Consider the following 25,786-nt stretch of genomic DNA (forward strand, 5'->3'; position numbering starts at 1 on the left):
GGCAACGCCGCGGTTTTGGCTTTTTGATCCGGGCCGTTCTGCTGATAGGCTCGACCTGCAAGGGTTGAGCGGAGGGCGCCATGAAGGATCGAATCGTCGGGATGGGCCGTGCGGCGGCCATCGTGTTGGCGGCAGGCTGCATCGGGGTTCCAGCCGCGGCGCAGGACGCCGCGATCTTCGATGTGATGGACCGGATTCATCCGGTCTGGGCGGAAAGCGGCATGGTCTCGGCACAGGAGCGCCTGGCCGCCGAGATCGGCCGCGACATCATGGCCAGGGGCGGCAACGCGGTCGATGCCGGCGTGGCGGTGGCCTTTGCGCTGGCCGTCACCCTGCCGCGCGCCGGCAATATCGGCGGCGGCGGCTTCATGCTGGTGCATGATGCCGAAACCGGCCAGACCCACGCCATCGACTATCGCGAAATGGCGCCTCGGGGCGCCTCGCGCGACATGTTCCTGGATGCGAAGGGCGAGGCCGACAGCGAGAAGTCGCTTTACAGCGGCGCGGCCTCGGGAGTGCCGGGGACCGTGGCGGGAATGAAGCTGGCGCTGGACAGATATGGCAGCATGGACTGGGCCGAGGTCATCGCCCCGGCGATCCGGCTGGCCGAGGAGGGCATCACCGTCACCCCGGAACTGGCCGACAGCATCGAGGCCGAGCGCGAGCATCTGGAGAAATTCCCGTCGAGTGCGAAGATCTTCTTCAAGGAGGGCGGGGCGGCCTATCGGCCCGGCGACAGGCTGGTGCAGGCCGATCTGGCGGCGACGCTGAAGAAGATCGCCGCCGAGGGACCGGACGGCTTCTACAAGGGCGAGGTGGCCGAGGCCATCGCGCGTTCGGTGCAGGAAGCGGGCGGGCTGATCACCGTCGAGGACATGGCGGCCTACCAGCCCATCCTGCGCGAGCCGGTGCGCGGCACCTATCGCGGCCATGAGGTGGTCTCGATGCCGCCGCCCTCATCGGGAGGGGTGCACCTGATCCAGATCCTGAATGCGCTGGAGGGCTATCCGATCGGTGCGCTGGGGCAGAACTCGGGCGAGACCATCCACCTGATGGCCGAGGCGATGAAGCTGGCCTATGCCGACCGCTCGGAATATCTGGGCGACCCGGATTTCGTCGATGTGCCTGTCGCCGCGCTGACCGGCAAGGATTACGCGGTCGAGATGCGCCGCAAGATCAGCGCCGATTTCGCCACGCCCTCGGTGATGATCAAGCCGGCGGACCTTGCGCCTTACGAATCCGACCAGACCACGCATTTCTCGGTGGTGGACAAGGACGGCAGCGCGGTCTCGAACACCTATACCATCAACCTGAACTATGGCTCGGGGCTGGTGGCCGAGGGCACGGGCGTCCTGATGAACAACGAGATGGACGATTTCTCGGCCAAGCCCGGCGTGCCCAATGCCTTCGGCCTGGTCGGCGGCGATGCCAATGCGGTCGAGCCGGGCAAGCGGCCGCTTTCGTCGATGACGCCGACCATGGTGCTGAAGGACGGCAAGGTCTGGCTGGTCACCGGCTCTCCCGGCGGTGCGCGCATCATCACCACGGTGTTGCAGGTGATCATGAACATGATCGACCACGGCATGAACGTGGCCGAAGCCTCGACCGCGCCACGCATCCATCACCAGTGGCTGCCCGACGAATTGCGCGTGGAAGAGGGCATCAGCCTGGACACCATACGCATCCTTCAGGCCAAGGGGCACGGCGTCGCGGTCAAGGAGGCGATGGGCTCGACCCAGTCGATCATGCGCGACCCGGCGACGGGGACGCTTTACGGCGCCTCGGACCCGCGCCGGCCGGATGCGGCGACGCTGGGCTACTGAGCCAGGTAGTCGCGCAGGGCGACGGCATTGTTGTGCTGGGTGTCCCTCGCGCCATAAAGCAACGTGACCGGACCCTTGCGGATCAGCGCCCGCAACTCGTGCAGGGGGCCGGGATTGGCGTCCAGTTCCGCGCCGTAGCGGCGGCGGAACTCGGGCCATTTCTCGGGGTCGTGGCCGAACCAGTGCCGCAACTCGTCCGAGGGCGCGATCTCTTTCAGCCAGAGATCCGCCCCCAGCGTCTCGCGGCTGATCCCGCGCGGCCAGAGCCGGTCCACCAGCACCCTGCGGCCCTCTTGCGGCAGGGGTGGATCATAGGCGCGGCGAAGAGAGATGTCGGTCATGGCGAAGCCTCTTTCGCAAGGAAATTCCCGGGCGGGCGGTCAGGTTCCATGTCCGTCCCGTTTTCGGGACCGGCATGGTCGCGGGGGCGCAGGGGCGGCCTATCCGGCTGATCCACCAAACCGCATGACCGGGATGGCACGATATGCCGCACGGGGCAGCGCCGGCCAATCCGACAGGGATTCGCTGCGATCTCGTGATTGCGGCGCAGGCGGCTTAAGGCCGATCCAGCGCCCATGCAGGGCGCGGACGGGAATGGCGTCGAAGTGGTTCCATCCTTCCCGACCCTGCCGCCGGACCACGGTCGGACCAGCCTTCGACGGTTCCAGCAATCGGAACCGACGGGCCTGTCTCATCGAGCGTCCAGATCAGGACCAGATATCGCTATCGACGCCCTTTGCCATTTCGGGATGCTCGCGAATGCTGAACCTCGGGATGCGTCCTTCCTCGCGCTGCGCGAAATAGTTCCGCGTCAGCGCCACCACCGTTCCCGACAGGGCGACGATGGCGATCAGGTTGATCGTCGCCATCAGCCCCATCGAGGCATCGGCAAGATCGAACACCGTCGTGACGGCCTGCAACGCCCCCCACAGCACCATGACCAGCACCAGGCACCGCAGGGCGGTAAGCCCGGCCTTGTTGCCGATGCCAAGAAAGGTCATCGCCATTTCCGAATAGGCGTAATTGCCGATGATCGAGGTGAAGGCGAAGAAGAAGATCGCCACCGCGACAAACAACGGGCCGGCGGTTCCGATATGGTCCGCCAGGGCGGATTGGGTCAGTTGCGTGCCGGTCAGCTCGCCTCCCGGCACATAGACGCCCGAGAGCAGGATCATCAGCGCGGTGCAGGTGCAGATCAGGATGGTGTCGATGAAGACGCCGAAAGCCTGCACGAAGCCCTGGCTCGAGGGATGGTGCGGGTTGGGCGTCGCCGCCGCCGCGATGTTCGGCGCCGAGCCCATCCCGGCCTCGTTCGAGAACAGCCCGCGCTTCACCCCGTTCAGCATGGCGGCGGCGATGCCGCCCGTGATGCCGCCGGCCGCCTCGGTCAGGCCGAAGGCGTTGGACACGATATGGCCGAGCATCCCCGGAACCGCGCCCAGGTTCATCAGCACGACGATGATCGCGACCAGCAGATAGATGCCGGCCATGAAGGGCACGACATATTCCGCCACGGTGGCGATCTGCCGGATGCCGCCGAAGATCACCACGCCGGTCAGCGCGGCGATGGCAAGCCCGGTGGCCAGCTTGGGCATGCCGAAGGCCCCCTCCATCGCATCCGCGATCGAGTTCGCCTGCACCGCGTTGAACACCAGCCCGAAGGACAGGATCAGGCAGACCGAGAACACGCCGCCAAGCCAGGGCAGGCCAAGGCCGCGCGCGATGTAGAAGGCGGGACCGCCGCGATAGACGCCGTCGGGCTCGCGGCTGTCCTTGACCTTGTAGAGCTGGGCCAGCGTCGATTCCGCATAGGCGGTCGCCATGCCGACCAGGGCGACCATCCACATCCAGAAGATCGCCCCCGGCCCGCCAAGGACCAGCGCTACCGCGACCCCGGCAATGTTGCCGGTTCCCACCCGCGACGCTAGGCTTGTGCAAAGCGCCTGGAACGGGGAAATCCCTTGTCGGTCTGCCGCAGGGGCGGCGGTGATCGAGCGGATCATCTCTCGGAAATGCAGGATCTGCTGGAAGCGCAGCCGGATGGTGAAATAGACCCCGACGGCAAGAAGGCCGTAGATCAGGACATATCCCCAGAAGATCGTGTTCAGAAAGCCGATAACTGTCGTCACCTTGGGTTCTCCGGTTCGGGCGGGATGGATATGGTTGACGCCTGCCTGGAAAGGCAAGCCTGCGTTTGGTGACGGGGCAATTCCCATGGTCTTTCGGGACGCCGGCCCTTCGGCTTTGCCGGGATCAATGACGGGCGGCCGGGCGCGATCCGCGCGCCGGCCGCCCGGGACGGCGGGACAGGCCCCGGCTTATGTGGCCGGCTCAGGGGTGGGGCCGGAGCGCCCCGCGAGATATTGCCGCAGCAGCACCACGCCGAGGATCGTCGCGCCGATCAGGGTCGAGACGAGCTCCGGCGCGATCATCATCAGCGCCGCGGCGGGCAGCAGCATCCGTTCGACCAGCAGCAGCGGCCCCAGCAGCCAGTTGGTGATCGCCGCCGACAGCGCCACGATGCCCAGCACCGCGCCTGCAAAGGCCAGCAGGAAGTCGGGCAGGGTGAAGGACTGCGTGACCAGCAGGAGCGAGGGCGAGAAGACGAAGACGAAAGGCACCAGCGCCTTGCCCATCGACAGCCGGAAGGCCGTGTTCCCGGCCTTGAAGCCGTTGGCCCCCGCGATCCCGGCGCCCGCATAGGCCGCCAGGGCGACCGGCGGGGTCACGTCGGCCAGCACGCCGAAATAGAACACGAAGAAATGCGCCACCAGCGGCTCGACGTTCATCATGCCCAGGACCGGCGCGGCCACGGCCACCATGATGATGTAATTCGCTGTCGTCGGCACGCCGCATCCCATCAGCACGCAGACGACCGCGGTCATCAGCAGCGTGAACAGCAGCGTCAGCGTCTGGATGGTGAACAGTTCGAACGGCAGCACCGCCAGCACCCCATGGAAGGAGGTGGCCCAGTCCTGCGCCACGCTGGTCACCATGAAGGCGATCTTGAAGCCGACACCGGTCAGGGTGACGACGCCGATCACCACGCCGACAAGCGCCGCGGCCGCGGTCACGGCCAGCGATTGCCGGGCGCCCGCGACGAAGCCTTCATAGATGCCGGCGGCGGTTTCCTTGATGCCCTCGATGGCACCGGCCGCCATGACCCGCTGGATCAGGTAGACGACCATGCAGGCGGCGATGGCCCAGAAGGCCGACAGGAAGGGCGTGCGGCCCGACATCAGCATCCAGACCAGCAGGATCAGCGGAAAGACCGACAGCCAGCCCTCGCGCAAAACTTTGGCGGCTTTCGGCAGCTCTTCCTGGCGCAGCCCGCGGATGCCCAGGCGCTTGGCCTCCAGGTGCACCTGGACCAGCACGCCGAAGAAATGCATGAAGGCCGGGACGACGGCCGCGATCAGGATGGTGCGCAGCGGGATGCCCAGATACTCGACCATCAGGAAGGCGACCGCGCCCATCACCGGCGGCGTGATCTGCCCGCCGGTCGAGGAGGCGGCCTCGACCGCGGCGGCGAAGTGGCGCTTGAAGCCGATCTTGATCATGGCCGGGATGGTCAGGGCGCCGGTGGTCACGGTATTGGCGATGGACGAGCCCGAGATCGTGCCAAGCATGGCCGAGGAAACCACCGAGACCTTGGCCGGCCCGCCGGCGAAACGGCCGGCCAGCGCGGTGGCCAGGTCGATGAACAGCTGCCCCAGCCCGATCTTCTGCGCCATCACCCCGAACAGCACGAAGTGGAACACATAGGTCGCGATCACGCCGAGCGCGGTGCCGTAGATGCCCTGCGAGGTCAGGTAGAGGTGGTTGACGATATTGGCCCAGTCCGCGCCGGGATGCACCAGGATGCCCGGCATCGACTTGCCGAAATAGGCATAGGCGATGAACAGCGCTGCGATGACCGGCAGCGGCCAGCCCATCGAGCGGCGCACCGCCTCCATCAGCGCCACCAGCAGCACGGTGCCCATGACGATGTCGATGGGCAGCGGATTGCCGACGCGGAAGGCCAGCTGGCTATAGATCCATGGCACATAGAAGGCGCTGACAGCGCCGCCGATGGCGAGCATCCAGTCCGTTACCGGCACGCCCAGGACGGCGAAGCCGTCCGTCTTGTGGCGGTTGCGCGCCAGCGAGGAAAAGCTGAGATAGACGATGAACAGCGACACGCCCATATGCAGCCCGCGATGCGTGGTGGCGCGCGGGATGCCGAAGCCGGCCGTGTAGAAGTGATAGACCGAGAGCAGGAACAGGACGACCCCGGACAGGATGGCGATCGGGCGCGTCACGGTGCGGAAACGCGCCTCGGGATCGTATTCCTCTTCCAGTGCGCGAAGCTCGTCGTCGGAAAGCGGGGGTGGGGTCTCGGTCATGCGGTTTTCCTGCCGTTCGGTTCAGGGCCAAAGGACGCGGACCGGGGTCCGGCCGCGTCCTTTCGTCAGCTTCTGGCCATGCTCACTCGAGCTTGCCGGCTTCCTTGTAGAAACGCTCGGCGCCCGGATGGAAGGGGATGCCCGCGCCCTCGGTCGCGCTTTCCAGCGTGATCAGCTTGCCCTTGGCATGGCCGGCGGCGAACAGCTTTTGCGTGTTCTCGTTGTAGAGCGCCTGGGTGATGCCGTGGATCAGTTCCTCGGGCTGGTCGGCGCTGGTCACCAGCTGCGCCCCGACCGAGATCGTGGCGACGTCGGCATCCTGCCCTTCATAGGTTCCGGCGGGAACGGTGTCGGTGGCGAAGAAGCTGTAGGTTTCGCGCAGCTTGTCGACCTCGGGGCCGGTGATCGGCACCAGCACCACGTCATGCTGGCTGGACAGCTCGGCGATGGCGCCCGCAGGATAGCCGCCGACGAAGAAGAAGGCGTCCATCGCCCCGTCGCGCATCCGGTCCGCCGCCTGGTCGGGCTTGAGATATTCCGGCGTGACGTCGGATTCGGACAGGCCGAAGGCTTCGAGGATGATCTTGGCATCGACCAGCGTGCCCGAGCCCGGCTCGTCCAGCGAGACCCGCTTGCCCTTGAGATCGGCGACCGAGGCGATGCCCGCGTCCTTGCGCGCCACCAGGTGGATGCTTTCCGGATAGAGGTTGGCGATCAGGCGCAGCTTCTCGACCGCCGGCTGGCCTTCCCACAGCCCGGTGCCGGTCTGTGCCCAAAAGGCCACGTCGGACTGGCTGAAGCCTGCCTCCATGGCGCCGCCGTTGATGGCGTTCACGTTGCCGACAGAGCCGTTCGAGGCCACGGCCGTCGCCACCAGTCCCGGCACGCCGCAAGAGCCGCCGTCCTCGCAGGCCCGCGAGCCGGGCGGGTTCGAGATCGCATTCGCGATCAGCCCGCCGATCGGGTAATAGGTGCCGGCGGTGCCGCCGGTGCCGATGCGGAAGAACGACATCTCCTGCGCCGCCGCGGCCTGGCCGAAAGAGGCGGCGATGGCAAAGGCCGCGAACAATGTCCTGAGTTTCATGTGTTTGTCCCTGTTTCCCTGATCGTCTGGGCCGAGACTAGACCAGAGCCGACGCCGACGACAACCGTCCAGGCCCGCCGGCATGCCGGCGTGACGCGCCGTCCGGTCCCGGGTCTTGCGCCTTGCCGACGGCGCTGTGCGCGCCGGGCCTTCCCTTGCAGCCGTGCCGGCGCGCGCGGCTTGCCTTGTCCAGCGAAGCGGGGACCAGGCCCGGCGAGCGGGCCTGCGCGGCTTTCCGCTGTCGGATGCGGCTTGATATGTCGTCGATTCCCTCCTAGCACCCGCGGGAACAGAAAGGCGAAACATGTCTGACAAGGATCTCGAGCCCCGACACCTCGAAACGCTGGACCGCGATCTCGGCCGCTTTGCCAACCTGGAGGCGGCTGCCGCCTATGTGTCCCGGCCCCTGGTGGCGCCGGGGATCGGCTTCGTCTTCATCATCCTGGCCGGGCTCGCCGCCGCCATGCTGCTGGGGCAGAGCGGCGAGATGCTGATCGTCGTCACCGCCGCCGTGTTCGGCGCCTACATGGCGCTGAACATCGGCGCCAACGACGTGGCCAACAACATGGGCCCGGCGGTGGGGGCCAATGCGCTCAGCATGGGTGGCGCCATCATCATCGCGGCGGTCTTCGAAAGCGCGGGGGCGCTGATCGCCGGCGCCGACGTGGTCTCGACCATCGCCAAGGGCATCGTCGCGCCCGAGGCGCTGGATACGCCCGCGACCTTCATCTGGGCGATGATGGCGGCGCTGCTGGCTTCGGCGCTGTGGGTGAATCTTGCGACATGGATCGGGGCGCCGGTCTCGACCACGCATGCCGTGGTCGGCGGGGTCGTGGGCGCCGGCATCGCGGGGGCCGGCTTCGGCGCGGTCAGCTGGGACCAGATGTTCGCCATCGCGGCCAGCTGGGTCATCTCTCCGGTGATGGGCGGCGTCGTTGCGGCGGGCTTTCTGTGGCTCATCAAGAGCCGCATTGTCTATCGCGAGGACAAGATCGCGGCGGCCCGCGTCTGGGTGCCGGTTCTGGTCGGCATCATGGCGGGCACTTTCGCGGCCTATCTGGTGATGAAGGGGCTGAAGCAGCTGGTCGAGGTCTCGATGGGCGTTGCGCTGTTGCTGGGGCTGGGGGTCGGTCTGGGCTGCTGGCTGCTGATGATCCCGGTCACGCGCCGCCAGTCCCGGGGGCTGGAGAACCGCAACAAGTCGCTGAAGGTGCTGTTCGGCATCCCGCTGGTCGCATCGGCCGCGCTGCTCAGCTTTGCCCATGGGGCGAACGACGTCGCGAATGCCGTCGGCCCGCTGGCGGCCATCGTGCAGACGGTGCAGACCGGCGATTTCAATGGCGACGTGACGATTCCCTTGTGGGTCATGCTGATCGGCGCCTTCGGGATTTCCTTCGGGCTCAGCCTGTTCGGTCCCAAGCTGATCCGCATGGTCGGCAGCGAGATCACCAAGCTCAATCCGATGCGCGCTTATTGCGTCGCCCTGTCGGCGGCGATCACGGTCATCCTGGCAAGCTGGCTGGGATTGCCGGTCAGCTCGACCCATATCGCGGTCGGCGCGATCTTCGGCGTGGGCTTTTTCCGCGAATGGGATGCCGAGCGGCGCCTGAAGCAGGCCCGCGTGGCCGTTCCCCGGCCGGAATACATCCCGGCAGATGAGCGTCGCCGCCGCAAGCTGGTCCGCAGGCTGCATGTGCTGACCATCGGGGCGGCATGGGTCGTCACCGTTCCCGCCGCGGCGCTTCTGTCGGCGCTGTTGTTCCTGATCCTGCGGCAGATCCCGGCCTGATTCGTTCCCTGGCGGACAAGGCCGGCCGCGCGGGACTGCGGCTTGCGGACAGGTGACCCGGATCAAGTCACGGTGCCTGCCACGATCCCCGGCGCGGGATCGTCGCAAGCGGTTCGCATCCGCATCGGCAAGGCCCCGCGCATGGCCGAACTTGACATTCGGGACCGGACACCTCCGTTTGCTGCCATTGCAATGACGAGGGACGGTATCGATGGAACTCGACCAGATAGAAGCAGTCTTGGGAAAAATCGGCGGGATCGTCTGGGGGCCTTACCTTCTTGTCCCGCTGCTGCTGGGCACCGGGCTTTACCTGACGATCCGGCTGCAGGGCATCCAGCTTGTCCGCCTGGGCGCGGCCCTGCGCCTGGGACTGCTGAAACGCAAGGATGACGATGCCGAAGGCGACATTTCGCAATTCCAGGCGCTGACCACAGCCATGGCGGCAACCGTCGGCACCGGCAATATCGTCGGCGTGGCGACGGCCATCGCGGCCGGCGGCCCCGGTGCGCTGTTCTGGATGTGGGTCACCGCGATCCTCGGCATGGCCTCGAAATATGCCGAGGCGTTCCTGGGCGTCCGCTTCCGCACCACCGACGAGGTGGGCGAGAAGAACGGCGGCCCGCAATATTACCTTGAGCGCGGCATCCCGAACGGCTTCGGCAAGGTTCTGGCGCTGTGCTTTGCGGTTTTCGCCGTCTGCGCCTGCTTCGGCATCGGCAACATGACGCAGGGCAACTCGATCGCCTCGAACCTGGAACGCAGCTTCATGATCCCGACCTGGCTTACGGGCGCGGTCCTGGCGGTCCTGACGCTGGTGGTTCTGGTCGGCGGCATCAAGTCCATCGGCCGGGTGACCGCCGGGCTGGTGCCGGTGATGATCCTGTTCTACGTCCTGGGCGCGCTCTATATCCTGCTGGTCAACATCCAGTCGGTGCCGGCTGCCTTGGGCGAGATCTTTTCGCAGGCATTTACCGGGACGGCGGCGACGGGGGGCTTCTTGGGCTCCACGATCATGATCGCGGTGCAGTTCGGCGTGGCGCGCGGCATCTTCTCGAACGAATCCGGCATGGGCTCGGCCGCGATCGCTGCGGCTTCGGCGCAGACCACGCATCCGGTGCGGCAGGGGCTGGTGTCGATGACCCAGACCTTCATCGACACGATCATCGTCGTGTCCTGCACCGGGCTGGTGATCATCACCACCGGCGTCTGGAACGAGATCGATCCGCAGACCGGATTGCAGATCTCGCCCTCGATCATGACGGGACAGGCTTTCAGCCACGGCTTGCCGGGGCAGTGGGGGCATTGGGTCGTGACCGTCGGCCTGGTTCTTTTCGCCTATTCGACCATCCTGGGCTGGGCCTATTACGGCGAACGCAACCTTGAACGTCTGGTCGGCCATCGCGGCGTCATGCCCTTCCGCATCCTGTTTTCGCTGGTGGTGCTGCTGGGCTGCACGGTCCAGCTGGGCGTCGTCTGGAGCTTTTCGGACGTGATGAACGGGCTGATGGCCATTCCGAACCTGATCGGGCTGCTGATCCTGTCCGGCCTGATCGCGCGCGAGACCCGCTTCTACCTTCGCCACGATCCCCGGCTGGAGGCCAACCGCCAGCAGATCGAGGATTTCATGAAGGGCCAGCCGAGCTGGGCGGAATGGAAGGCGAGCGAGCGGTCGTAGGCATCCCCGGCCAATGACAGGGGCCCCGCCCGCGGCCGGCGGGGCCTTTCCGGCGACCGCGCCCCTTTGGGCCTTCTGCAAAAGCGCGGCAACTTGTCTTTGTGACTGGCCGCGCGGGGCGGATTGCGGCCGATAACCTTACGGACGGGTCGCTGCGGCATCTACGCCGGCGGCATAGGCGGCAAGGGCGGCTTCGCCGGGGGCGCAGGCGTGCTCGATTTCATCGCGCTCGGCGGAAGAGAGTGCGGCTAGGCGCGACGGGCGCGGCTGCGGCAAGCCGACCGTCCGGTCGAGCCATGCGGCGGGGGCGCCGGCTTGCAGATGCGCGCCCAGCCTTTCGATCCAGATGCGGGGGTCCCGGCATAGATCCTCGTAGCGCAGGATCATCGGTCGGGCATTGCCCAGCCCCTGAAGGCCGCGGATCGTCAATGCCGACCAGAAAGCGCCGATTTCCGCAAGGCCGGGTCGGCGGGCGACGATGCGCCGGACGCCGGATCGCCCGCTGATCGCGGCAATCAGCGGCCAGGCGGCGCCACGCCCGAAATGCCGGCGGGGATGCAGCAGGTCGAGGCCCATCGGCCCAAGCCGGCGCCAGCACCAGATGGCCAGCCGTGCGGCGGGATAGTCGCGCATCGACAGCGCCGTATCCGGCCCGTTGCGGGTCAGCAGCACCAGCGCCGCATCGGGAAAAATCTCGCGCAGCGTCGCCGAGGCGACCAGAGACCCGCCCGAACGCTCGACCCAGATCTCGCGCCCGCCGACCTGCCGGGCCATAGCCTGGAAAAGTGCATCGTAATGCGCGGCCAGGGGTGCCGCCGGCCGCCGGCGCATGTGTTCGGCCAGCATGTCGAACATGGCGTCGGGGTTTTCGCTCAGATGCGGCAGCGCGACGGCCAGGATCGGCGGACAGTTCCAGGGATCATGCGCGGGTTGCGGAACGCGGCCGTAAAGGAATTCCGACGGCGCGGCATCGGGGTTCGCCACCTGCGACATGGCGCGTGAGGGCGTGGCCATATGTGCCCAGAACCGCGCGCCGTCCAGATGCCCCGGGCGAAAGGCGTTGTGTCCGACGGCCGCGAAAAGCTCGGACACCGACAGGACAGCCGGATGCGCGTTCAGGATCTGCGACACCAGCGTCGAGCCGCAGCGGGCCGAGCCCAGGATCAGCCCGCCGCGCAGGGCCGGCGCCGCATGGTCGCCGCAGGGCATCATTCGGCCCCGGCACGGATGGCGGCGATCATGCGCTCGACCGCGGCATGCGCCAGGTCCATGGGCTTTTGCATCGTGATGAGGTCCAGCCGGTCGATGGCCGCCAGCGCCACGATGCCATGCACCGACAGCAGCAGTTGTTCCGCCAGCAGGCGCGGATCGCCCTTGGGTTTCAGCGCCGCGACCGGCTGGGTGATGCGGCCGATCAGCCCGTCGATCTGCGCCAGATACCAGTCGGGGAAGGTGCTTGAGATGCGCGGCCCCTCGAACAAAGCCCGCCAGACCGCGCGGCGATCCAGCATGAAGGTCACATAGACCTCGGCCAGCGCCAGCAGGCGCTCGCGCGGATCGGTCTGGCCGACCCCGTCGACGAGGATCGCCAGATCGACCAGCGCCTGCCGGTTCACCTCTTGCAGCACGGCGCTCATGCTGTCGAACAGGTTGTAGATCGTGCCGGGCGTCGTCTTGACCGATTTCGCCAGCGCGCGGGCGGTCAGCGCCGCCGGCCCGCCTTCTTCCAGAAGCAGCTTGGCGGCCTCGATGGTGCGGGTCCGCAGGGCGTCGTGGTCGTATTGTCTGGGTCTGGCCATGGTGTTCCTGAACTGCGTTCAAAAATATGCTTGACAGGAAACGACGTGGTTGTCAACGTTAGTGAACATTGTTCAATAATGGTGCCCCAAGATGCCTTCGATCAACCTCACGATTACCGGGACCGGCAGCTACCTGCCTGCCACGGTGCTGAACTCGACCGATATCGACGACCGCATGGGCTGGGCGCGGGGCGAATGCGAAGCGCGTTTCGGCATCGCCCGCCGCCATGTCGCCATGCCCGATGAGACCAGTTCGTTCATGGGGGCCGAGGCGGCGCGCCGCGCGATGGAGATGGCGGGCTGCGGGCCGCAGGACCTGGACCTGATCCTTGGCGCATGCGGGGTGATGGAGCAGCCGATCCCCTCGACCGCGACGCTGGTGCAGGACCGCCTGGGGCTGGGTCGTTCGGGGATCGCGGCGTTCGACGTGAATGCGACCTGCCTCAGCTTCCTTCAGGCGCTGGACCTTGCGGCCCTGCATGTCCAATGCGGCCGGGTGCGGCGGGCGCTGGTGTTTTCGTCGGACATCGCATCGGTCGGGCTGGACTGGAATCGGCCCGAGGCTGCCGCGATCTTTGGCGACGGCGCTGCGGCGGTGGTCGTCGAGGCGGGGGGCAAGGGCGCGGTGCTGGCGCATGATTTCCAGACCTATGCCCATGGCCATGACGCCTGCGTGCTGGCGGCTGGCGGAACGCGCGTCAATCCGGCGCGCGGCATCGCCCCGGGCGAGGACCGCTTTCGCATGGACGGCGGCAAGGCGTTCAAGCTCGCCTCACGCTATCTGCCGCGCTTTCTGCAAAGACTGCTGCAAAAGGCCGGGGTGGGGCTGGCGGGCATCGGCTGCATCATTCCGCATCAGGCCAGTGCGCAGGCCCTGCAGCACGCGGCCCGCAACCTGTGGCTGCCGCCCGGCCGCGTGATCGACATCTTTGCCCGCACCGGCAACCAGATCGCCGCCTCGATCCCGACGGCGCTGGATCATGCGGTGCGCTCGGGGCGGCTGGTGCGCGGGGACGTCGCGCTGCTGATGGGCACCTCGGCCGGGATTTCGGTCGGCGGTATGATGGTGCGGTTCTGATGCGGGCGCTGGTGACAGGGGCCAGCGGCTGCCTGGGCCGCGCATTGGTCGAGCAGTTGTCGGCCCATGGCTGGGATGTCGGCACCACCGCGCGCCAGCCCGTGGCGCTGCCCGGCTTTCGCGCCGCGGATCTGGCCAGCGCCGACCTGGCCCCGCTGCTGGATGGCATCGACGTGGTCTTTCACTGTGCCGCGCGCAGCTCGGCCTGGGGCACGAGGGACGAGTTCCATGCCGCCAACGTGCTGGCGACGCGGCGATTGCTGGACGCGGCCGAGGGGGCAGGGGTCAAGCGCTTTGTCCTTGCATCCTCGCCCAGCATCTATGCCGACGGCACCGACAGGCTGGACGTGGCCGAGGATGCGCCGCTGCCGGTGCGCCCGCTGTCGCTTTATGCCGAAAGCAAGCGGGCCGCCGAGCGGATGGTGCTGGGCCGTGCCGGCGCCATGATCTGCACGGCGATCCGCCCCCGCGCCATCTACGGCCGCCACGACCGCGCACTGCTGCCGCGTGTAATCGACGCCATGCGGCACGGCCGCTTGCCGATGATCCGGGGCGGGCGGGCGCTGATCGACCTGACGCATCGGCACGATGCGGCTCGGGGGATGATCCTTGCCGCATCGGGGCCGCGCGGGGGCGTGTGGAACATCACCTCGGGCGAGGCTTTCCGGTTCCGCGACCTGGTCGAGATCATTGCGCGCCGCAGCGGGCTGCCGGTGCGCAGCCTGCCGCTGCCGCATGGTCTGGCGCGCTGGCTGGCCGGGGCGTCGGAGGGGCTGGCAAGGATGCGGGGCGGAGCCGAGCCGCGGCTGACCTTGCAGGCCGTGGCGTCGCTGGGCAGCAGCCTGACGCTGGATATCTCGGCCGCGCGCCGGGATCTGGGCTATCGGCCGCAGGTCGGTTTCGAGGAGGGGGTGGCCGAATGCTTCGCCTGACCACGCTGAAGATCGGCGAGTGCCGCGCCCCCGCCTGGGGCGCGGGGCTGCCCGGACTGGGCGGCGCCACTTTCCCGGCGCTGGCGACGCTGATCGAAACCGAAAGCGCCTGCGTCCTGGTCGATACCGGCTATGGCCCCGCGTTTTTCACGGCGACGCGCCGCTTTCCGGCCCGGCTGTATCGCTGGCTGACCCCGGTCCGGCTGCCGGCGCAGGAACAGTTGCTGCGCCGATTGCCGCGCCTGCCGGATCTGGTGTTCCTGACGCATATGCATGCCGATCACAGCGCCGGGCTGATCGACCTGCCCGCCGGCATTCCGGTCATGGCCTCGGCCGAGGCGATCGCCGAGCTGCATGCGCTTGGCGATCTGGCGAGTATTCGCGCCGCCTGCCCGCCGCTTTTGCGCGACGCGATCCTGGCGCGCGATCCGCACCCGGTCGAGGCGCGCCCGGCGATCCCGACGGGCCTGCCCGAATTTCCGCAAGGCCGCGATCTTTTGGGCGACGGTCGCCTGATCGCGGTGCCTTTGCCGGGCCACGGCACCGGGCAGATGGGGCTGTGGCTGCCCGAGGCCGCGCGCTTTCTGGTCGCCGATGCCGCCTATGGCCGCGCCATGCTGCGCCAGGATCGCCTGCCGCCCGGCCCGGTGCTGGCGCGCCTGGGCGATGCCGCCGCCTATCGCCGGACCTTCGCCCGGCTGCGCGCGCTGATGCAGCGCCGCCCCGACATCACCATCGACCCGTCGCATTGCCCCGAGACCGCCAGATGAGCCTGACCGCATTCCTGCACAGCCGCTATGGGCGCGGCTTCGCCTCTCGCACCGAAATCGAGGCGCATCACGCCGCCGCCTTTCGCCGGTTCCGCGCGCAGGTCATGCCGCGCTCGCCGTTCTATCGCGGCATGGCCGAACTGCCGCTGGAAGATCTGCCGCGCATGGACAAGGCCCGGTTGATGGCGAATTTCTCGGCCATCAACACCTGCGGCATCGACCATGACACGGCGATGCGGACCGCCATCCGCGCCGAGACCGGCCGCGATTTTCGCCCGTTGATCGGCGAGGTTTCGGTGGGGCTGTCGACCGGCACCTCGGGACAGCGCGGCCTGTTTCTGGCGACGCCGCGCGAAAGGCGGCTGTGGGCCGCGATCATGCTGGGGCGCTATTGGCCGGAGCTGTGGCGCCGCCAGCGCGTGGCGTTCTTCATGCGTGCCGACAACGCGCTTTATCGCAGCCTGTCGAATGCGCTGGTCCGCTTCGAGTTCTTCGACCTGCTGTTGCCGTTCGAGGAACACCTTTCCGCGCTGGCCGGGCTGAATCCCAGCGTGCTGATCGCGCCTGCACGGATTCTGGCGATGCTGGCCGAGCGGCAGGTGGCCGGCCGGATTTCCCTGTCGCCGCGGCGGGTGATCTCGGTGGCCGAGACGCTGTCGCCCGACGACGCGGCGCTGATCGGGCAAGCCTTCCGCATCCGCGTCGATCAGGTCTATCAGGCGACCGAGGGCGTTCTGGCGATGACCTGCCGGGCGGGCAACCTGCATCTGAACGAGCGCTGGCTGCGCATCGACCGCGACGTGATCGATCGGGCGACGGGCGCCTTCTGCCCGGTCATCCACGACTTCACCCGCGAAAGCCTGCCGATCCTGAACCATCGCCTGGATGACGTGCTGATCCCCGATCCCGACCCTTGCCCTTGCGGCTGCGCCAGCCAGCGCATCGCCCGCATCGAGGGGCGCGAGGACGATATCCTGTGGTGGGCCTCGGCCGCGGGGCCGCGCATGGTCACGTCCGAGGCGATCCGAACCGCCATCGCCTGCCTGCCGCAGCCTTTGCGCGACTATCGGGTGATCCAGCGCGGCAGGGGGCTGCATATCTGGCTGGATGATGCCGCATCGGGGGCCGATACGGCGCTGGGGGCCAGCCTGGCGGGGCTGGCACGGCAGATGGGCTGCCAATTGCCCGAGCTTGCCTTTCATCGCGGCCTGCCGCCGGAATCCGACGCCAAGCGCCGCCGGATCCGGGTCGAGCCGGACGCCATCGCCCCACGGTGATGGCGGCGCTGATCGGCGTACCCGGGCAGCCTGCTGTCCGCCGTCGATGGCGCAGGGAACCCGGCGGAACCATCGGCCGATCCCAGCGCCTGCGCCAGCCGGCGGGGCCGAAAGCCTAGCAGACGGCCGTAGATTGCCGGACGACCAGCTCCGGCAGTTCCGCCGCGACCGTCCTGCTGGTGCCCTCGATGCGGTCAAACAGCAGATGGACCGCCGCCTCGGCGACTGCCGGCAGGTGCAGGTCGACAGCCGTCAGCGGGGGCTGGGACAGCTTGGCCCTGAGCCCGTCATAGCGGGTCACGATGCGCAATTGATCGGGAATCACCCGTCCCAGTTCATGCGCCGCCCGAACCGCGCCGCTGGCAAAGGCGTCGACGGCGGCGAATATCCCGTCGATCGAGGGATCGTCGCGCAACAGCCGCAGCGTCTCGCGATAGCCGATCTCCTCGCCTTCCTCCTCGCTCAGCTTCAGCAGCCTGTCCGGGGACGCGGCCAGGGTGCGAAAGGCTGCCTCGGCCTCGATCTGGCTGGTCCGCGGGGCCGAGCCGATCAGCGCGGCGATGTGGCGGCACCCCTGCCGGGCCAGGTGGTCCAGCAGCATCGCGGCCGTCTCGCCCGAGCGCATGTCCACGGCGGGAATGTCGGGCCGGCCGGGCACCGTTCCGACCGAGACGATGGGGGTCTTGCGCTGCTCGAAATGGGCGACCAGCGGGTCGTCGCGCATCGGCTCGACCAGGATCACGCCGTCGAACCCGACCGAAGCATAGCCTTTCCCGGCGGGATGCGGGGGGATCAGGCACAGCGCCAGGTCGCGGGTCAGGGCCGAGATGGCCGCAGAGGCCGCGATCTCCATCAGAAAGCCCAGCCGCGACGGTCCGGCCGCGACGGCGAAGGGCATGGACGAGGCCAGCGCGATGGTCCCGTTTCGCCCGCTGCGCAGGGCGCGCGCCATGCTGCTGGGATGATAACCCATCTGTTCCGCCAGCGCGTGGATGCGCTTGCTGGTTTCGGGGTCCACGCGCCGCCGGCCGCTGAAGGCATGCGAAACGGTGGTGACCGACACCCCCGCCGCCCTGGCCAGATCCGAGATGGTGGGCTTGCTCAAACCGTCCTCATTCCCCGTTTGTGGGCAGTCTAGCATGACAAAACGATTTGCACGAATCGAAAGGCGTGCTAGTCGTAGGGAAGCAAAACGATTTGCATGAATGCAAACACCCACCCAACAACAGGGAAGACACATGACATCGCAAAGAACCCCAACCGATCCGGTCGATGAGGTCCTGCCGCTCAAGGACCTGATTCTCTATGGCTTTCAGCATGTGCTGGTGATGGCCGCATCGCCGATCACGGCGGTATTCCTGGTCGCGCAGACGCTGGGCTTCGATTCGGCGCTGACCGTCTCGATCATCAGCGCGACGTTTCTTGTCTGCGGCATCGGCTCGATCCTGCAAAGCTTCGGGACGGCCGGTTTCGGCGCGCGCCTGCCCTTCATCATGGTGCCCGGCGGGGCCCCCATCGCGATCTTTCTGGCCATCGCCAACCAGACCGACGTGCAGACCGCCGTCGGTGCGGTGCTGATGACGGGGGCGTTCTATTTCCTGGCCTTGCCGGTCTTTCGCCGGCTGCTGCGCTTTTTCCCGCCCATCGTGGTCGGCACCATGCTGCTGCTGGTGGCGGTGAACCTGGTCAAGATCTATGGCGGCACGATCACCGGCCGCTCGGGCAGCGCGGATTTTGCCGATCCGGTCAATGTCGGGCTGGCGCTGGCGACCATCGCCCTGACGGTGATCTTCTCGCGCATCTTCACCGGCACCCTGCAGCGCATCTCGGTGATGCTGGGGCTGATCGCGGGCACGCTGCTGGCCGCGGCCCTGGGCCGGTTGGACATGACGGGCGTGATGCAGGGCTCGTTCATCGCGGTGCCGCAGCCGTTTCCGTTCGGGATGCCGAAATTCGACGTCATCGCCGCGCTGCCGCTGATCATCTTTTCCATCATCTCGATGGCCGAGGCGACCGGCCAGACCATCGCCACCGCCGAGATCGTGGACCGCAAGGGCGACGCCCATGCCATCGTGCCGCGCACCATCCGGGGCGATGCGGCGATGTCGCTCCTGGGGGGCATGTTCGGCACCTCGCTGATCATCACCTCGGGCGAGAACGTGGGCATCGTCCGCGCGACGGGCGTGCGCTCGCGCTATGTCACGGCCATGGCGGGGGTGATCCTCGTCCTGATCGCGCTGATCGCGCCGATCTCGCGGCTGGCAAGCGTGCTGCCCGGGCCGGTCGTCGGCGGCACGGCGGTCATCGTCTTCTCGATCATCGGGGTGATCGGCATCCATGTCCTCAGCCGCGTCGATCTGCGCGAGCACGGGGCGATGTTCACCCTGGCCTCGGGGCTGGCGATGGGGCTGATGCCGATCCTGGTGCCCGGCATCTACAGCCAGTTCCCGCAATGGTCGCAGATGATCCTGGGCAACGGGCTGGCCATGGGCACGATCACGGCGGCGGTGGTCAACGCGCTCTTCCAGTTCAAGGCGCCGAACTCTCTCGACCACAAGGAGCATGCCTGATGACCGACCTGCGCCGGACCTTCGCCGCGACCGATGACCTGATCGTCGCGCCGGGCCGCCTGCTGCTGGGCCATGGGCCGCAATCCGACATGGCCGTGCTGCTGCGTGACGGCCGCTTTGCCGAGATCGGCGAGCGCGCCGCATTGCGCGCGCGCCATCCGGCGGCGCGGCTGGCCGAGATGCCCGGCCACCTGATGATGCCGGGCTTCATCGACACCCACACCCACCTGACGCAATCGCTGGGCAAGTCGCTGGTCTTTGGCGAGCCCTCCGAGATCTTTCGCCGCATCTGGGTGCCGCTGGAGGGCAGCCTGGACGAGCATATGGTCTATCTGTCCTCGAAGCTGGCGGCGCTGGAATGCCTGCGCGGCGGCTTCACGACGGCGGTCGACGCCGGCACCCGCTCGGCCGGGCATATCGGCAAGCTGGTCCAGGCCTCGCGCGAGGCCGGGCTGCGGCTGGTCGTCGCGCAGATCTGCAACGACCTGGGCGGCGCGGCGCAGGTCCCCGGACGCGCCGAGATCCTGTGCCGGGCCGAGGCGCATCTGGCCGCCTATCAGGGCGATCCGCTGATCCATGCCTCGCTGGCGATCTCGATCCCCGAGGTGGCCAGCGACGCGATGCTGCGCGACATATCGCAGATGGCGGCGGGGGCGGGCGTTACATTCCAGACCCATGTGAACGAGCATCTGGTCGCGGTCGAACGCTCGCTGGTCGCGAACGGCCGCCGCCCGCTGGAGCATCTGGCCCATGTCGGCGCGCTGGGCCCGCAGACGCTGATCGCGCATTCCACGCTGGTCACGCCGTCCGAGCTGAACCTGCTACGCGATACCGGCACTGCCGTTGCCTACAACCCCGTCGCCTCGGTCTGGAAGGGCAATGCGGTTGCGCCCGCGTTGCAGATGCAGGCGCTTGGCATCCGCTTCGGGCTGGGCACCGACGGCACCCGCGCCGACGGCTTCCGGCTGATGGATGCGGCCGAGACCATGCAGCGCGTGGGCTACGGCCTCGCTTCGGGCGACAGTTCCTGCGGCGGGGGCTGGCTGTGGCTGGATGCGGCGACGCGGATGGCGGCCGATGCCAGCGGGCTTTCCGCCGTGACCGGGCGCATCGCCGAAGGATTGGCCGCCGATTTCCTGCTGGTCGATCTGGACCGGCCCGAGCTCACTCCCTCGCACGACCTGTCCTGGGAACTGGTGCGTTATGGCAACCGCGACCAGATCGACGCGGTGTTCACGAATGGCCGGTTGCGGATGGTGCAGGGCTGGCCGGTCGACTGGGACGCGCGCGCCCTGATGGCCGAGATTCGGGAACTTGCCGCCCCGGCCATCGCCGCCGCGCCGATCCAGCGTATCCATCCCACGGCCGACAGCCTGATCGCAACGAGGCATGCGTGACACTTTCCGTCTTTCTGGCCCTGTCGCTGCTGGTCGGCGCCTCTGCCTTCGTCCAGGGCGCGGTCGGCATCGGCTTTGCCCTGATCATGGCGCCGATCTTCGGCCTTATCGATGCAAGCTACCTGCCCGTGACGCTGCTGATCCTGATGCTGCCGCTGAATTTCCTGGTCGCCTGGCGCGAGCGGGCCTCGATCGACCGGCGCGGGGCGAGCTGGATCACGGTGGGGCGCTTCTTCGGCACCTTCCTGGGCATGGCGGTGCTGGTCGCGCTGTCGGTGCGGCAGCTCGAGATCGCGGTGGGCCTGCTGACCGTGCTGGCCGCGGTGGTTGCGCTGCTTTCGCCGCCCTTTTCGCCGCGCCCGCAAGCGTCGCTGGGCGTCGGGCTGTTCACCGGCGTGACGGAAACCGCGACCGGCATCGGCGGCCCGCCGCTGGCGTTGCTGTATCAGCATTCCTCCGGCCCGGTGCTGCGCTCGACCGTCGCGGCCTGCTTTCTGGTCGGCGAGGTGATCTCGCTGGTCATCCTGCTGATTGCGGGGCGGATCGGGCAGGATCAGGCGCTTGCGGCGCTGCTGCTGATACCGGCGGTCCTGATCGGCAGCGGGCTGTCGCGCCGCGTGCATTCCCGCATCAACGGTCCGGCATTGCGGCTGGCGGTGCTGATCTTCTCGATCGTCAGCGGGGCGGCGCTGGTGGTGAAGGGGTGATCGGGCCGCGCTTTTCCCTTGCGGCCCGGCGGGGTGCCGGAGCTTCCGCACGATTTGCCGGATGAGAAAAGCGTCCGCCACGCACCGGGCTGGGTGCGTGGCGGACTGCCGCATTCGTGACGGCGGCTCAGTCCGGGGCAGCGATCCTTTGCGCCGCGGCGCGGGCGGCGGCGTTGACCGCGACCACCAGCGGCTGCTCGAATTGCGGCTGCAGCCGGATGGCGGAGGCCGAAAGCGGACCGCCGCCCATGATGACCGCCTCGGCGCCGTCCTCGGCAACCGATTGCCTGACCGCCTCGGCCAGCGCGGCGTCCAGTCGGTCGGGATCCTGCACCAGTTCTGCCGGATCGCCCGGCGTGACCCGGACGCCGCGATATTGCGCCTCGTAGCCGAGCGAGGCCGCCTTCTGGCGGAAGGACTCGATCAGATCCTCGTCCGGCGTCACCGTCACGATGCCGAAGGGCCGGCCATCGCGGGCGGCCTCGTGAAAGACCTCCTCGCCGATGCCGAAGACCGGGATGTCGACCGCCTCGCGCAGTTCCGGCAGGCCGGGATCGCTGAAGGCCGAGACGATCAGCGCGGCCACTCGCGGGTCCGATGCCGCCTCGGTGCCGACGGCGACCACGCCGGGGACGGCATTGGCCATGTCCTCGGGCGTGGTCAGCAGGGCCGGGGCGCCGGCATTGCTGCGCCCCTCGACCGTGGCGGCGTCCCCGACCTCGGCTTGCGCCAGTTCGGCCATGGATTGCGTCGCGCCCTCGTTCGAGTTCGGGTTGATCAGCACGATGATCCTGCCTGCGTCCTGGGCCGGGGCCTGGCCCGACAGCAGGCCCATGGCGCAGCCGGCTGCCAGTGCCCAACGCCGGGCGCGTCCGGTGATGTCGGTCATGGCTCAATTCTCCCGGAAGCGCTGCGCCGAGGGCAGGTGCTGCATCAGCAGATAATAGAGGATCCCCGAGGGCAGCAGGCTTGCATACCACGAGATGCCCGAGAAGATCAGCGCGAAGACGATCCCGACGCCCATGGCGATGACGGCGGCCATGTTGACGCCCTTGTAGGGGCCTTCGGGATCATAGAGCTTTTCGAGGTTCAGTTGCTGCTTGCGCAGTACGAAGTAATCCACCACCAGGATCGCGAAGATCGGGCCGAGGAAGGCGGAATAGGTGCGGATGAACAGGCTCAGGCCCGCCGCCGATTCGTCCTTGACCAGTTCCCACGGGAAGGTGACGAAGGCCAGCAGGCCGACGATCACCGCCGAGGTCTTGAAGTTGATCTTGAACACGTCCATCAGCGCATAGGCGGGCGGGACGACGTTGTTGAGGATGTTCGTCGTCACCTGCGCGAAGGCGATGAACAGCAGCGTCACGACCAGCAGCACCTTGTTGTCCACGGCGCTGGAAAAGACCTTGATCGGATCGACCTCGCCGGTCGCGCTGGACACCATCAGCCCGATCAGGCCCATGAACAGCGTCGCAGGCAGGATCGAGTTGGCATAGATCACCACCTGCCGCATCCGCCCTACGCGATGCTGCAATTCGCGCGAATAGTCCGATACGTTCAGCATCATCGTCGAATACACGCCAAGAAACAGCATCGTGCCGCCCCAGAAGGGTGCGCCCCAGGTGCCTTCGGCATTGATCAGATTGGCGCTGATCTCGGCGCCATAGCGATTGATGACGCTGAAGAACATGTAGATCAGCGAGCCGATGATGAAGACCGCGCCGATGTTTTCCAGCCATTTGATGCCATGGAAGCCCAGCACCGACAGGCCGATCTGCAAAAGCTGGAAGCCGATGAAGAACGCCCAGATATTGGAATAGCCGAACATGGTTTCGGACACGAGGTTCAGCGCCCCTGCGCCGATCCAGCTTTGAAAGCCGAACCAGACGATTGCCGGGACCGAGCGCACCAGCGCCGGGATTCGCGTCCCGGTAAAGCCGAAAGAGGATCTGGCCTGCACCATGAAGGGGATGCCGTACTTGTGGCCCGCCTGCCCGTTGATCATCAGCGCCACGCCGATCACGGTGCAGCCGATGGTAATGGCCACGAAGGTCTGAAGCAGGTTCAGCGTTCCCACCAGCCCCGAGCCGACGGTGAAGGTCCCGATCGAGACGCATCCGCCCAGCCAGGCGAACAGGTAGGACCAGGGGTCCATGATGCGGGCTTCCTGCGGGGCCAGGCTTTCCTCGCCGACCGCCTTGTGTTCGATCACGGCGCTGTCGGGCGCCATCTCGTGAGTTGTCATTGTCAGTCCTCCTCCCTTTCGTGCTTCCCTATTTTTCGTTGGGGAAAGCGTAGGCGTTGATCTTGCTGGTCTTCAGTCCCGCGCCCACCAGCGCCTCGATCATGCGGGTCGCGACGCTGACGCCGTCGATGACGGGAATGCCGGTTTCCTCGCTGAGCCAGGCCGTCAGGTCGGCCATGCCGGCGCAGCCCAGAACCACGGCTTCGCAGCGGTCCTCGCGGATGGCGCACAGGATTTCGTCGCGGACCTTGATGCGTGCGTTCGAGCCGGGCTCCTCCAGCGCCAGCACCGGGATCGCCGCCGAGCGCACGCGGCGGCATTGATGCGACAGGCCGTAGCCGTGGATCAGGTGCTCGATCACCGGGACCGAGCGCGGCAGCGTGGTCACGACGGAAAACGAGGTCGCCAGCATGCTGGCCGCCTTTACCGCGGCCTCGCAGATGCCCAGCACCGGGCCGCTGGCCAGTTCGCGGCAGGCGGCGATGCCCGGATCGTCGAAGCAGGCGACGACGATGCCGTCGATTCCCTTCGCCTCGGCCTCGCGGACCCGCGCCATCAGGCCGGGCAGGGACATCGCCTCGTCGTAATGCCCTTCGATGCTGGCGGGCGCACCGGCGGCGGTGGCGCCATGGATCACCGTCCCGGGGCTGGCGACCGCGCGGGCGGCCTCGACGATCTTGTCGGTCATTGACTGGGTCGAGTTCGGATTGACGACCAGGATTTCCACCACTACCTCCATTTATGTTAACAAAGATTGTTAACAAAGATTGTCATCAAGTCAACGGATTTCGTGGCGGCGGTTGCCTGCCCCGGGATTTGCCGGTAATTTCCGGGGGTCGATAAGAAAGAAAAACAGAACGCAGATGGACGCCCAGCCCGAAAGCCAGATTGTCGATGCGGTCCTGAACGCGATTTCCGAGCAGCGCCTTCCCGCCGGGGCAAAGCTGGGCGAGCAGGCGCTGAGCGAGCTGTTCAATTGCAACCGTGCGAATGTCCGGCGCGCGCTGGCCTCTCTGGCTGCCAAGCAGGTCGTCGAGCTGCGTCCCAATCGCGGCGCCTTCGTCGTCACCCCTTCGGCGCAGGAGGCGCGCGAGATATTCCAGGCCCGCCGCGCGATCGAGCGGACCATTGCCCGTCAGGCCGTCGCCCGGGTGCGTGACGAGGATGTCGCCTATCTGCGCGCCAATATCGCCGCCGAGACCGAGGCGCGGGCGCGCCGGGACAAGCCGGCCGAGTTGCGGCTGTCGCAGCAGTTCCACATGTATCTTGCGCGGCTTTCCGGCAACCGCGTGCTGGAACGCTTCCTGGCCGAGCTGACCATGCGCAGCACCCTGATCCTGGGTATGTATCCCAGTGCGAAACATGCTTGCTCGAACTGCGACGACCATGTCGGAATCGTCGATGCCCTGATGGCCCGCGACGAGGAATTGCTGCTGCGCCTGACCGATGAGCACCTGCGCCATCTGGAGGCGGAGCTGAATTTCGATCTTCCGCCCGTGTCCTCGGTCAGCCTGAAGGACCAGCTTCTCGGCTCGCCCGCATAAAGGATCGGACGGCGGCGCTTTCTTCCGCTGCTGGGCCGGGCTAAGGTCGCGGCATGACGCAGACCACCCTGACCCCTGAAGCCATTGCCGGCCTGTTCACCCGCGACGGGCGCTATCTTTGCGCACGCTGGGGGCGGCCGGTGGCGCCGGTCATCTTCGGCCTGGCCGACGACAGCCTGGCGGTGTTTCGCGACGCTCTTCGTGCGGTGCTGGCCCATGCCCGCCATCCGATCGCCGAGACCGATCCCGAGATGGGCGCGAACATGATGACCTTTTTCCTGCGCGGCTGGCAGGAATTGCGCGACCTGCCCGATCTCGACCGGCTGACCGGCCAGCCCGGCCTGGCCGAGCGGCTGCAGGGCAGCGATGCCGACCAGTATCGGCTGTTCCGCTTTGACGCCGACGGCGCCATCCGGGCCTGCATCGGCTTCGTGAACATGGGCGGGCGGCTGGCCGAGGCGCATCCGGGCCAGCTGGCCGAGACCGTCGCCGTGCGCGCCATGCTGAGCTTTGCCCGCGACGTCACGCCGACGCAGGAGCTGGCGGCGCTGATCCGCGCCGCCTATGACCCGGTGATGCCGGCCGTGGCGACCGATCCCTCGCATGCGCTGCGGCTTGCCGCGCGCCTGCGGCAATGACCGTTTGCATGCCGGTCCCCACTCAATATTCTTGCCGGGACTTGCAGCCTTGACCTTTCCCTTGCCAGCCGGG

Annotated in this window: 22 protein-coding genes; 12 read left to right on the plus strand and 10 right to left on the minus strand. The window is 67.5% G+C overall.

Annotated elements, in window-relative coordinates:
* Positions 1-80 precede the first annotated feature (80 nt).
* Positions 81-1,823 (plus strand): gamma-glutamyltransferase, encoded by a 1,743-nt coding sequence (ggt, locus tag BLT64_RS10635; protein WP_011747005.1) that lies wholly within the window; start codon positions 81-83, stop codon positions 1,821-1,823.
* Here ggt and BLT64_RS10640 read toward each other — a convergent pair.
* The 4 genes from BLT64_RS10640 to BLT64_RS10655 form a co-directional block, all read right to left on the minus strand.
* Positions 1,817-2,164, minus strand: a complete 348-nt coding sequence (locus BLT64_RS10640; protein WP_011747006.1) for a DUF488 domain-containing protein — start codon at positions 2,162-2,164, stop codon at positions 1,817-1,819. The genes ggt and BLT64_RS10640 overlap by 7 nt on opposite strands.
* A 366-nt stretch (positions 2,165-2,530) precedes the next feature.
* Positions 2,531-3,952, minus strand: coding sequence for an alanine/glycine:cation symporter family protein (locus tag BLT64_RS10645; RefSeq protein WP_041530083.1), 1,422 nt, complete (start codon positions 3,950-3,952; stop codon positions 2,531-2,533).
* Positions 3,953-4,141: 189 nt separating this feature from the next.
* The gene (locus BLT64_RS10650) at positions 4,142-6,208 is read right to left on the minus strand and encodes a TRAP transporter permease (protein ID WP_011747008.1); all 2,067 of its coding nucleotides are present in this window, start codon (positions 6,206-6,208) and stop codon (positions 4,142-4,144) included.
* A gap of 82 nt (positions 6,209-6,290) precedes the next feature.
* The gene (locus tag BLT64_RS10655) at positions 6,291-7,292 is read right to left on the minus strand and encodes a TAXI family TRAP transporter solute-binding subunit (protein WP_011747009.1); all 1,002 of its coding nucleotides are present in this window, start codon (positions 7,290-7,292) and stop codon (positions 6,291-6,293) included.
* 304 nt (positions 7,293-7,596) lie between these two features.
* On the opposite strand from BLT64_RS10655, the gene BLT64_RS10660 reads away from it, so the two are divergent.
* Positions 7,597-9,081, plus strand: a complete 1,485-nt coding sequence (locus tag BLT64_RS10660; RefSeq protein WP_011747010.1) for an inorganic phosphate transporter — start codon at positions 7,597-7,599, stop codon at positions 9,079-9,081.
* 211 nt (positions 9,082-9,292) lie between these two features.
* The gene (locus BLT64_RS10665) at positions 9,293-10,756 is read left to right on the plus strand and encodes an alanine/glycine:cation symporter family protein (protein ID WP_011747011.1); all 1,464 of its coding nucleotides are present in this window, start codon (positions 9,293-9,295) and stop codon (positions 10,754-10,756) included.
* A gap of 138 nt (positions 10,757-10,894) precedes the next feature.
* Here the strand turns inward: BLT64_RS10665 and BLT64_RS10670 are convergent, their stop codons facing one another.
* Positions 10,895-11,968, minus strand: a complete 1,074-nt coding sequence (locus BLT64_RS10670) for a sulfotransferase (protein ID WP_011747012.1) — start codon at positions 11,966-11,968, stop codon at positions 10,895-10,897.
* The gene (locus BLT64_RS10675) at positions 11,965-12,555 is read right to left on the minus strand and encodes a TetR/AcrR family transcriptional regulator (RefSeq protein ID WP_011747013.1); all 591 of its coding nucleotides are present in this window, start codon (positions 12,553-12,555) and stop codon (positions 11,965-11,967) included. The genes BLT64_RS10670 and BLT64_RS10675 overlap by 4 nt, the downstream gene beginning before the upstream one ends.
* 91 nt (positions 12,556-12,646) lie before the next feature.
* Between BLT64_RS10675 and BLT64_RS10680 the strand changes: the two genes are divergently transcribed.
* From BLT64_RS10680 to BLT64_RS10695, 4 genes are read left to right on the plus strand one after another with little or no spacing between them, the layout of a single operon-like run.
* On the plus strand, positions 12,647-13,633 hold the full coding sequence (locus BLT64_RS10680) for a 3-oxoacyl-[acyl-carrier-protein] synthase III C-terminal domain-containing protein (protein ID WP_011747014.1): 987 nt from the start codon (positions 12,647-12,649) through the stop codon (positions 13,631-13,633).
* A complete protein-coding gene (locus BLT64_RS10685) occupies positions 13,633-14,565 on the plus strand; it encodes an NAD-dependent epimerase/dehydratase family protein (protein WP_011747015.1) in 933 nt (310 codons plus the stop codon). Before BLT64_RS10680 ends, BLT64_RS10685 begins: the two co-directional genes overlap by 1 nt.
* Positions 14,553-15,335 carry an MBL fold metallo-hydrolase gene (locus tag BLT64_RS10690; protein WP_011747016.1) on the plus strand — a complete coding sequence of 261 codons (783 nt, stop codon included), beginning with the start codon at positions 14,553-14,555 and terminating at the stop codon, positions 15,333-15,335. The genes BLT64_RS10685 and BLT64_RS10690 overlap by 13 nt, the downstream gene beginning before the upstream one ends.
* The gene (locus BLT64_RS10695) at positions 15,332-16,612 is read left to right on the plus strand and encodes a F390 synthetase-related protein (RefSeq protein WP_011747017.1); all 1,281 of its coding nucleotides are present in this window, start codon (positions 15,332-15,334) and stop codon (positions 16,610-16,612) included. The genes BLT64_RS10690 and BLT64_RS10695 overlap by 4 nt, the downstream gene beginning before the upstream one ends.
* A gap of 115 nt (positions 16,613-16,727) precedes the next feature.
* On the opposite strand, the gene BLT64_RS10700 is transcribed toward BLT64_RS10695, so the two are convergent.
* Positions 16,728-17,717 (minus strand): substrate-binding domain-containing protein, encoded by a 990-nt coding sequence (locus BLT64_RS10700; RefSeq protein WP_041529767.1) that lies wholly within the window; start codon positions 17,715-17,717, stop codon positions 16,728-16,730.
* A 133-nt stretch (positions 17,718-17,850) separates the two neighbouring features.
* Here BLT64_RS10700 and BLT64_RS10705 point away from each other — a divergent pair, with 133 nt between their 5' ends.
* Genes BLT64_RS10705 through BLT64_RS10715 form a run of 3 tightly spaced genes read left to right on the plus strand, consistent with a single transcriptional unit; the run spans position 17,851 to position 21,286 of the window.
* On the plus strand, positions 17,851-19,182 hold the full coding sequence (locus BLT64_RS10705; protein ID WP_011747019.1) for a uracil-xanthine permease family protein: 1,332 nt from the start codon (positions 17,851-17,853) through the stop codon (positions 19,180-19,182).
* Entirely contained in the window at positions 19,182-20,579 is a 1,398-nt protein-coding gene (locus tag BLT64_RS10710; RefSeq protein ID WP_011747020.1) for an amidohydrolase family protein, read from the plus strand. The genes BLT64_RS10705 and BLT64_RS10710 overlap by 1 nt, the downstream gene beginning before the upstream one ends.
* The gene (locus tag BLT64_RS10715) at positions 20,576-21,286 is read left to right on the plus strand and encodes a sulfite exporter TauE/SafE family protein (protein WP_011747021.1); all 711 of its coding nucleotides are present in this window, start codon (positions 20,576-20,578) and stop codon (positions 21,284-21,286) included. The genes BLT64_RS10710 and BLT64_RS10715 overlap by 4 nt, the downstream gene beginning before the upstream one ends.
* Positions 21,287-21,413: 127 nt before the next feature.
* On the opposite strand, the gene BLT64_RS10720 is transcribed toward BLT64_RS10715, so the two are convergent.
* From BLT64_RS10720 to BLT64_RS10730, 3 genes are read right to left on the minus strand one after another with little or no spacing between them, the layout of a single operon-like run.
* Positions 21,414-22,175 carry an aspartate/glutamate racemase family protein gene (locus BLT64_RS10720; RefSeq protein ID WP_011747022.1) on the minus strand — a complete coding sequence of 254 codons (762 nt, stop codon included), beginning with the start codon at positions 22,173-22,175 and terminating at the stop codon, positions 21,414-21,416.
* Between the two features lie 3 nt (positions 22,176-22,178).
* Positions 22,179-23,531 (minus strand): NCS1 family transporter, encoded by a 1,353-nt coding sequence (locus BLT64_RS10725; RefSeq protein WP_011747023.1) that lies wholly within the window; start codon positions 23,529-23,531, stop codon positions 22,179-22,181.
* 28 nt (positions 23,532-23,559) lie between these two features.
* Positions 23,560-24,258: an aspartate/glutamate racemase family protein gene (locus tag BLT64_RS10730; RefSeq protein WP_041530085.1), complete on the minus strand. Its 699-nt coding sequence runs from the start codon at positions 24,256-24,258 to the stop codon at positions 23,560-23,562.
* Positions 24,259-24,394: 136 nt separating this feature from the next.
* Between BLT64_RS10730 and BLT64_RS10735 the strand changes: the two genes are divergently transcribed.
* Positions 24,395-25,075, plus strand: a complete 681-nt coding sequence (locus BLT64_RS10735) for a GntR family transcriptional regulator (RefSeq protein ID WP_011747025.1) — start codon at positions 24,395-24,397, stop codon at positions 25,073-25,075.
* A 53-nt stretch (positions 25,076-25,128) separates the two neighbouring features.
* Positions 25,129-25,713 carry a hypothetical protein gene (locus BLT64_RS10740; protein WP_011747026.1) on the plus strand — a complete coding sequence of 195 codons (585 nt, stop codon included), beginning with the start codon at positions 25,129-25,131 and terminating at the stop codon, positions 25,711-25,713.
* Positions 25,714-25,786 lie beyond the last annotated feature (73 nt).

The organism is Paracoccus denitrificans (assembly GCF_900100045.1).
GTDB classification, from domain to species: domain Bacteria; phylum Pseudomonadota; class Alphaproteobacteria; order Rhodobacterales; family Rhodobacteraceae; genus Paracoccus; species Paracoccus denitrificans.

Coding starts and splice junctions, on each gene's coding strand:
- BLT64_RS10665 (WP_011747011.1), top strand. CDS start 9,293: ATGGAACTCGACCAGATAGAAGCAGTCTTGGGAAAAATCGGCGGGATC.
- BLT64_RS10655 (WP_011747009.1), bottom strand. CDS start 7,292: ATGAAACTCAGGACATTGTTCGCGGCCTTTGCCATCGCCGCCTCTTTC.
- BLT64_RS10720 (WP_011747022.1), bottom strand. CDS start 22,175: ATGACCGACATCACCGGACGCGCCCGGCGTTGGGCACTGGCAGCCGGC.
- BLT64_RS10690 (WP_011747016.1), top strand. CDS start 14,553: ATGCTTCGCCTGACCACGCTGAAGATCGGCGAGTGCCGCGCCCCCGCC.
- BLT64_RS10735 (WP_011747025.1), top strand. CDS start 24,395: ATGGACGCCCAGCCCGAAAGCCAGATTGTCGATGCGGTCCTGAACGCG.
- BLT64_RS10680 (WP_011747014.1), top strand. CDS start 12,647: ATGCCTTCGATCAACCTCACGATTACCGGGACCGGCAGCTACCTGCCT.
- BLT64_RS10670 (WP_011747012.1), bottom strand. CDS start 11,968: ATGATGCCCTGCGGCGACCATGCGGCGCCGGCCCTGCGCGGCGGGCTG.
- BLT64_RS10685 (WP_011747015.1), top strand. CDS start 13,633: ATGCGGGCGCTGGTGACAGGGGCCAGCGGCTGCCTGGGCCGCGCATTG.
- BLT64_RS10660 (WP_011747010.1), top strand. CDS start 7,597: ATGTCTGACAAGGATCTCGAGCCCCGACACCTCGAAACGCTGGACCGC.
- BLT64_RS10740 (WP_011747026.1), top strand. CDS start 25,129: ATGACGCAGACCACCCTGACCCCTGAAGCCATTGCCGGCCTGTTCACC.
- BLT64_RS10725 (WP_011747023.1), bottom strand. CDS start 23,531: ATGACAACTCACGAGATGGCGCCCGACAGCGCCGTGATCGAACACAAG.
- BLT64_RS10695 (WP_011747017.1), top strand. CDS start 15,332: ATGAGCCTGACCGCATTCCTGCACAGCCGCTATGGGCGCGGCTTCGCC.
- BLT64_RS10675 (WP_011747013.1), bottom strand. CDS start 12,555: ATGGCCAGACCCAGACAATACGACCACGACGCCCTGCGGACCCGCACC.
- BLT64_RS10640 (WP_011747006.1), bottom strand. CDS start 2,164: ATGACCGACATCTCTCTTCGCCGCGCCTATGATCCACCCCTGCCGCAA.
- BLT64_RS10710 (WP_011747020.1), top strand. CDS start 19,182: ATGACCGACCTGCGCCGGACCTTCGCCGCGACCGATGACCTGATCGTC.
- ggt (WP_011747005.1), top strand. CDS start 81: ATGAAGGATCGAATCGTCGGGATGGGCCGTGCGGCGGCCATCGTGTTG.
- BLT64_RS10705 (WP_011747019.1), top strand. CDS start 17,851: ATGACATCGCAAAGAACCCCAACCGATCCGGTCGATGAGGTCCTGCCG.
- BLT64_RS10650 (WP_011747008.1), bottom strand. CDS start 6,208: ATGACCGAGACCCCACCCCCGCTTTCCGACGACGAGCTTCGCGCACTG.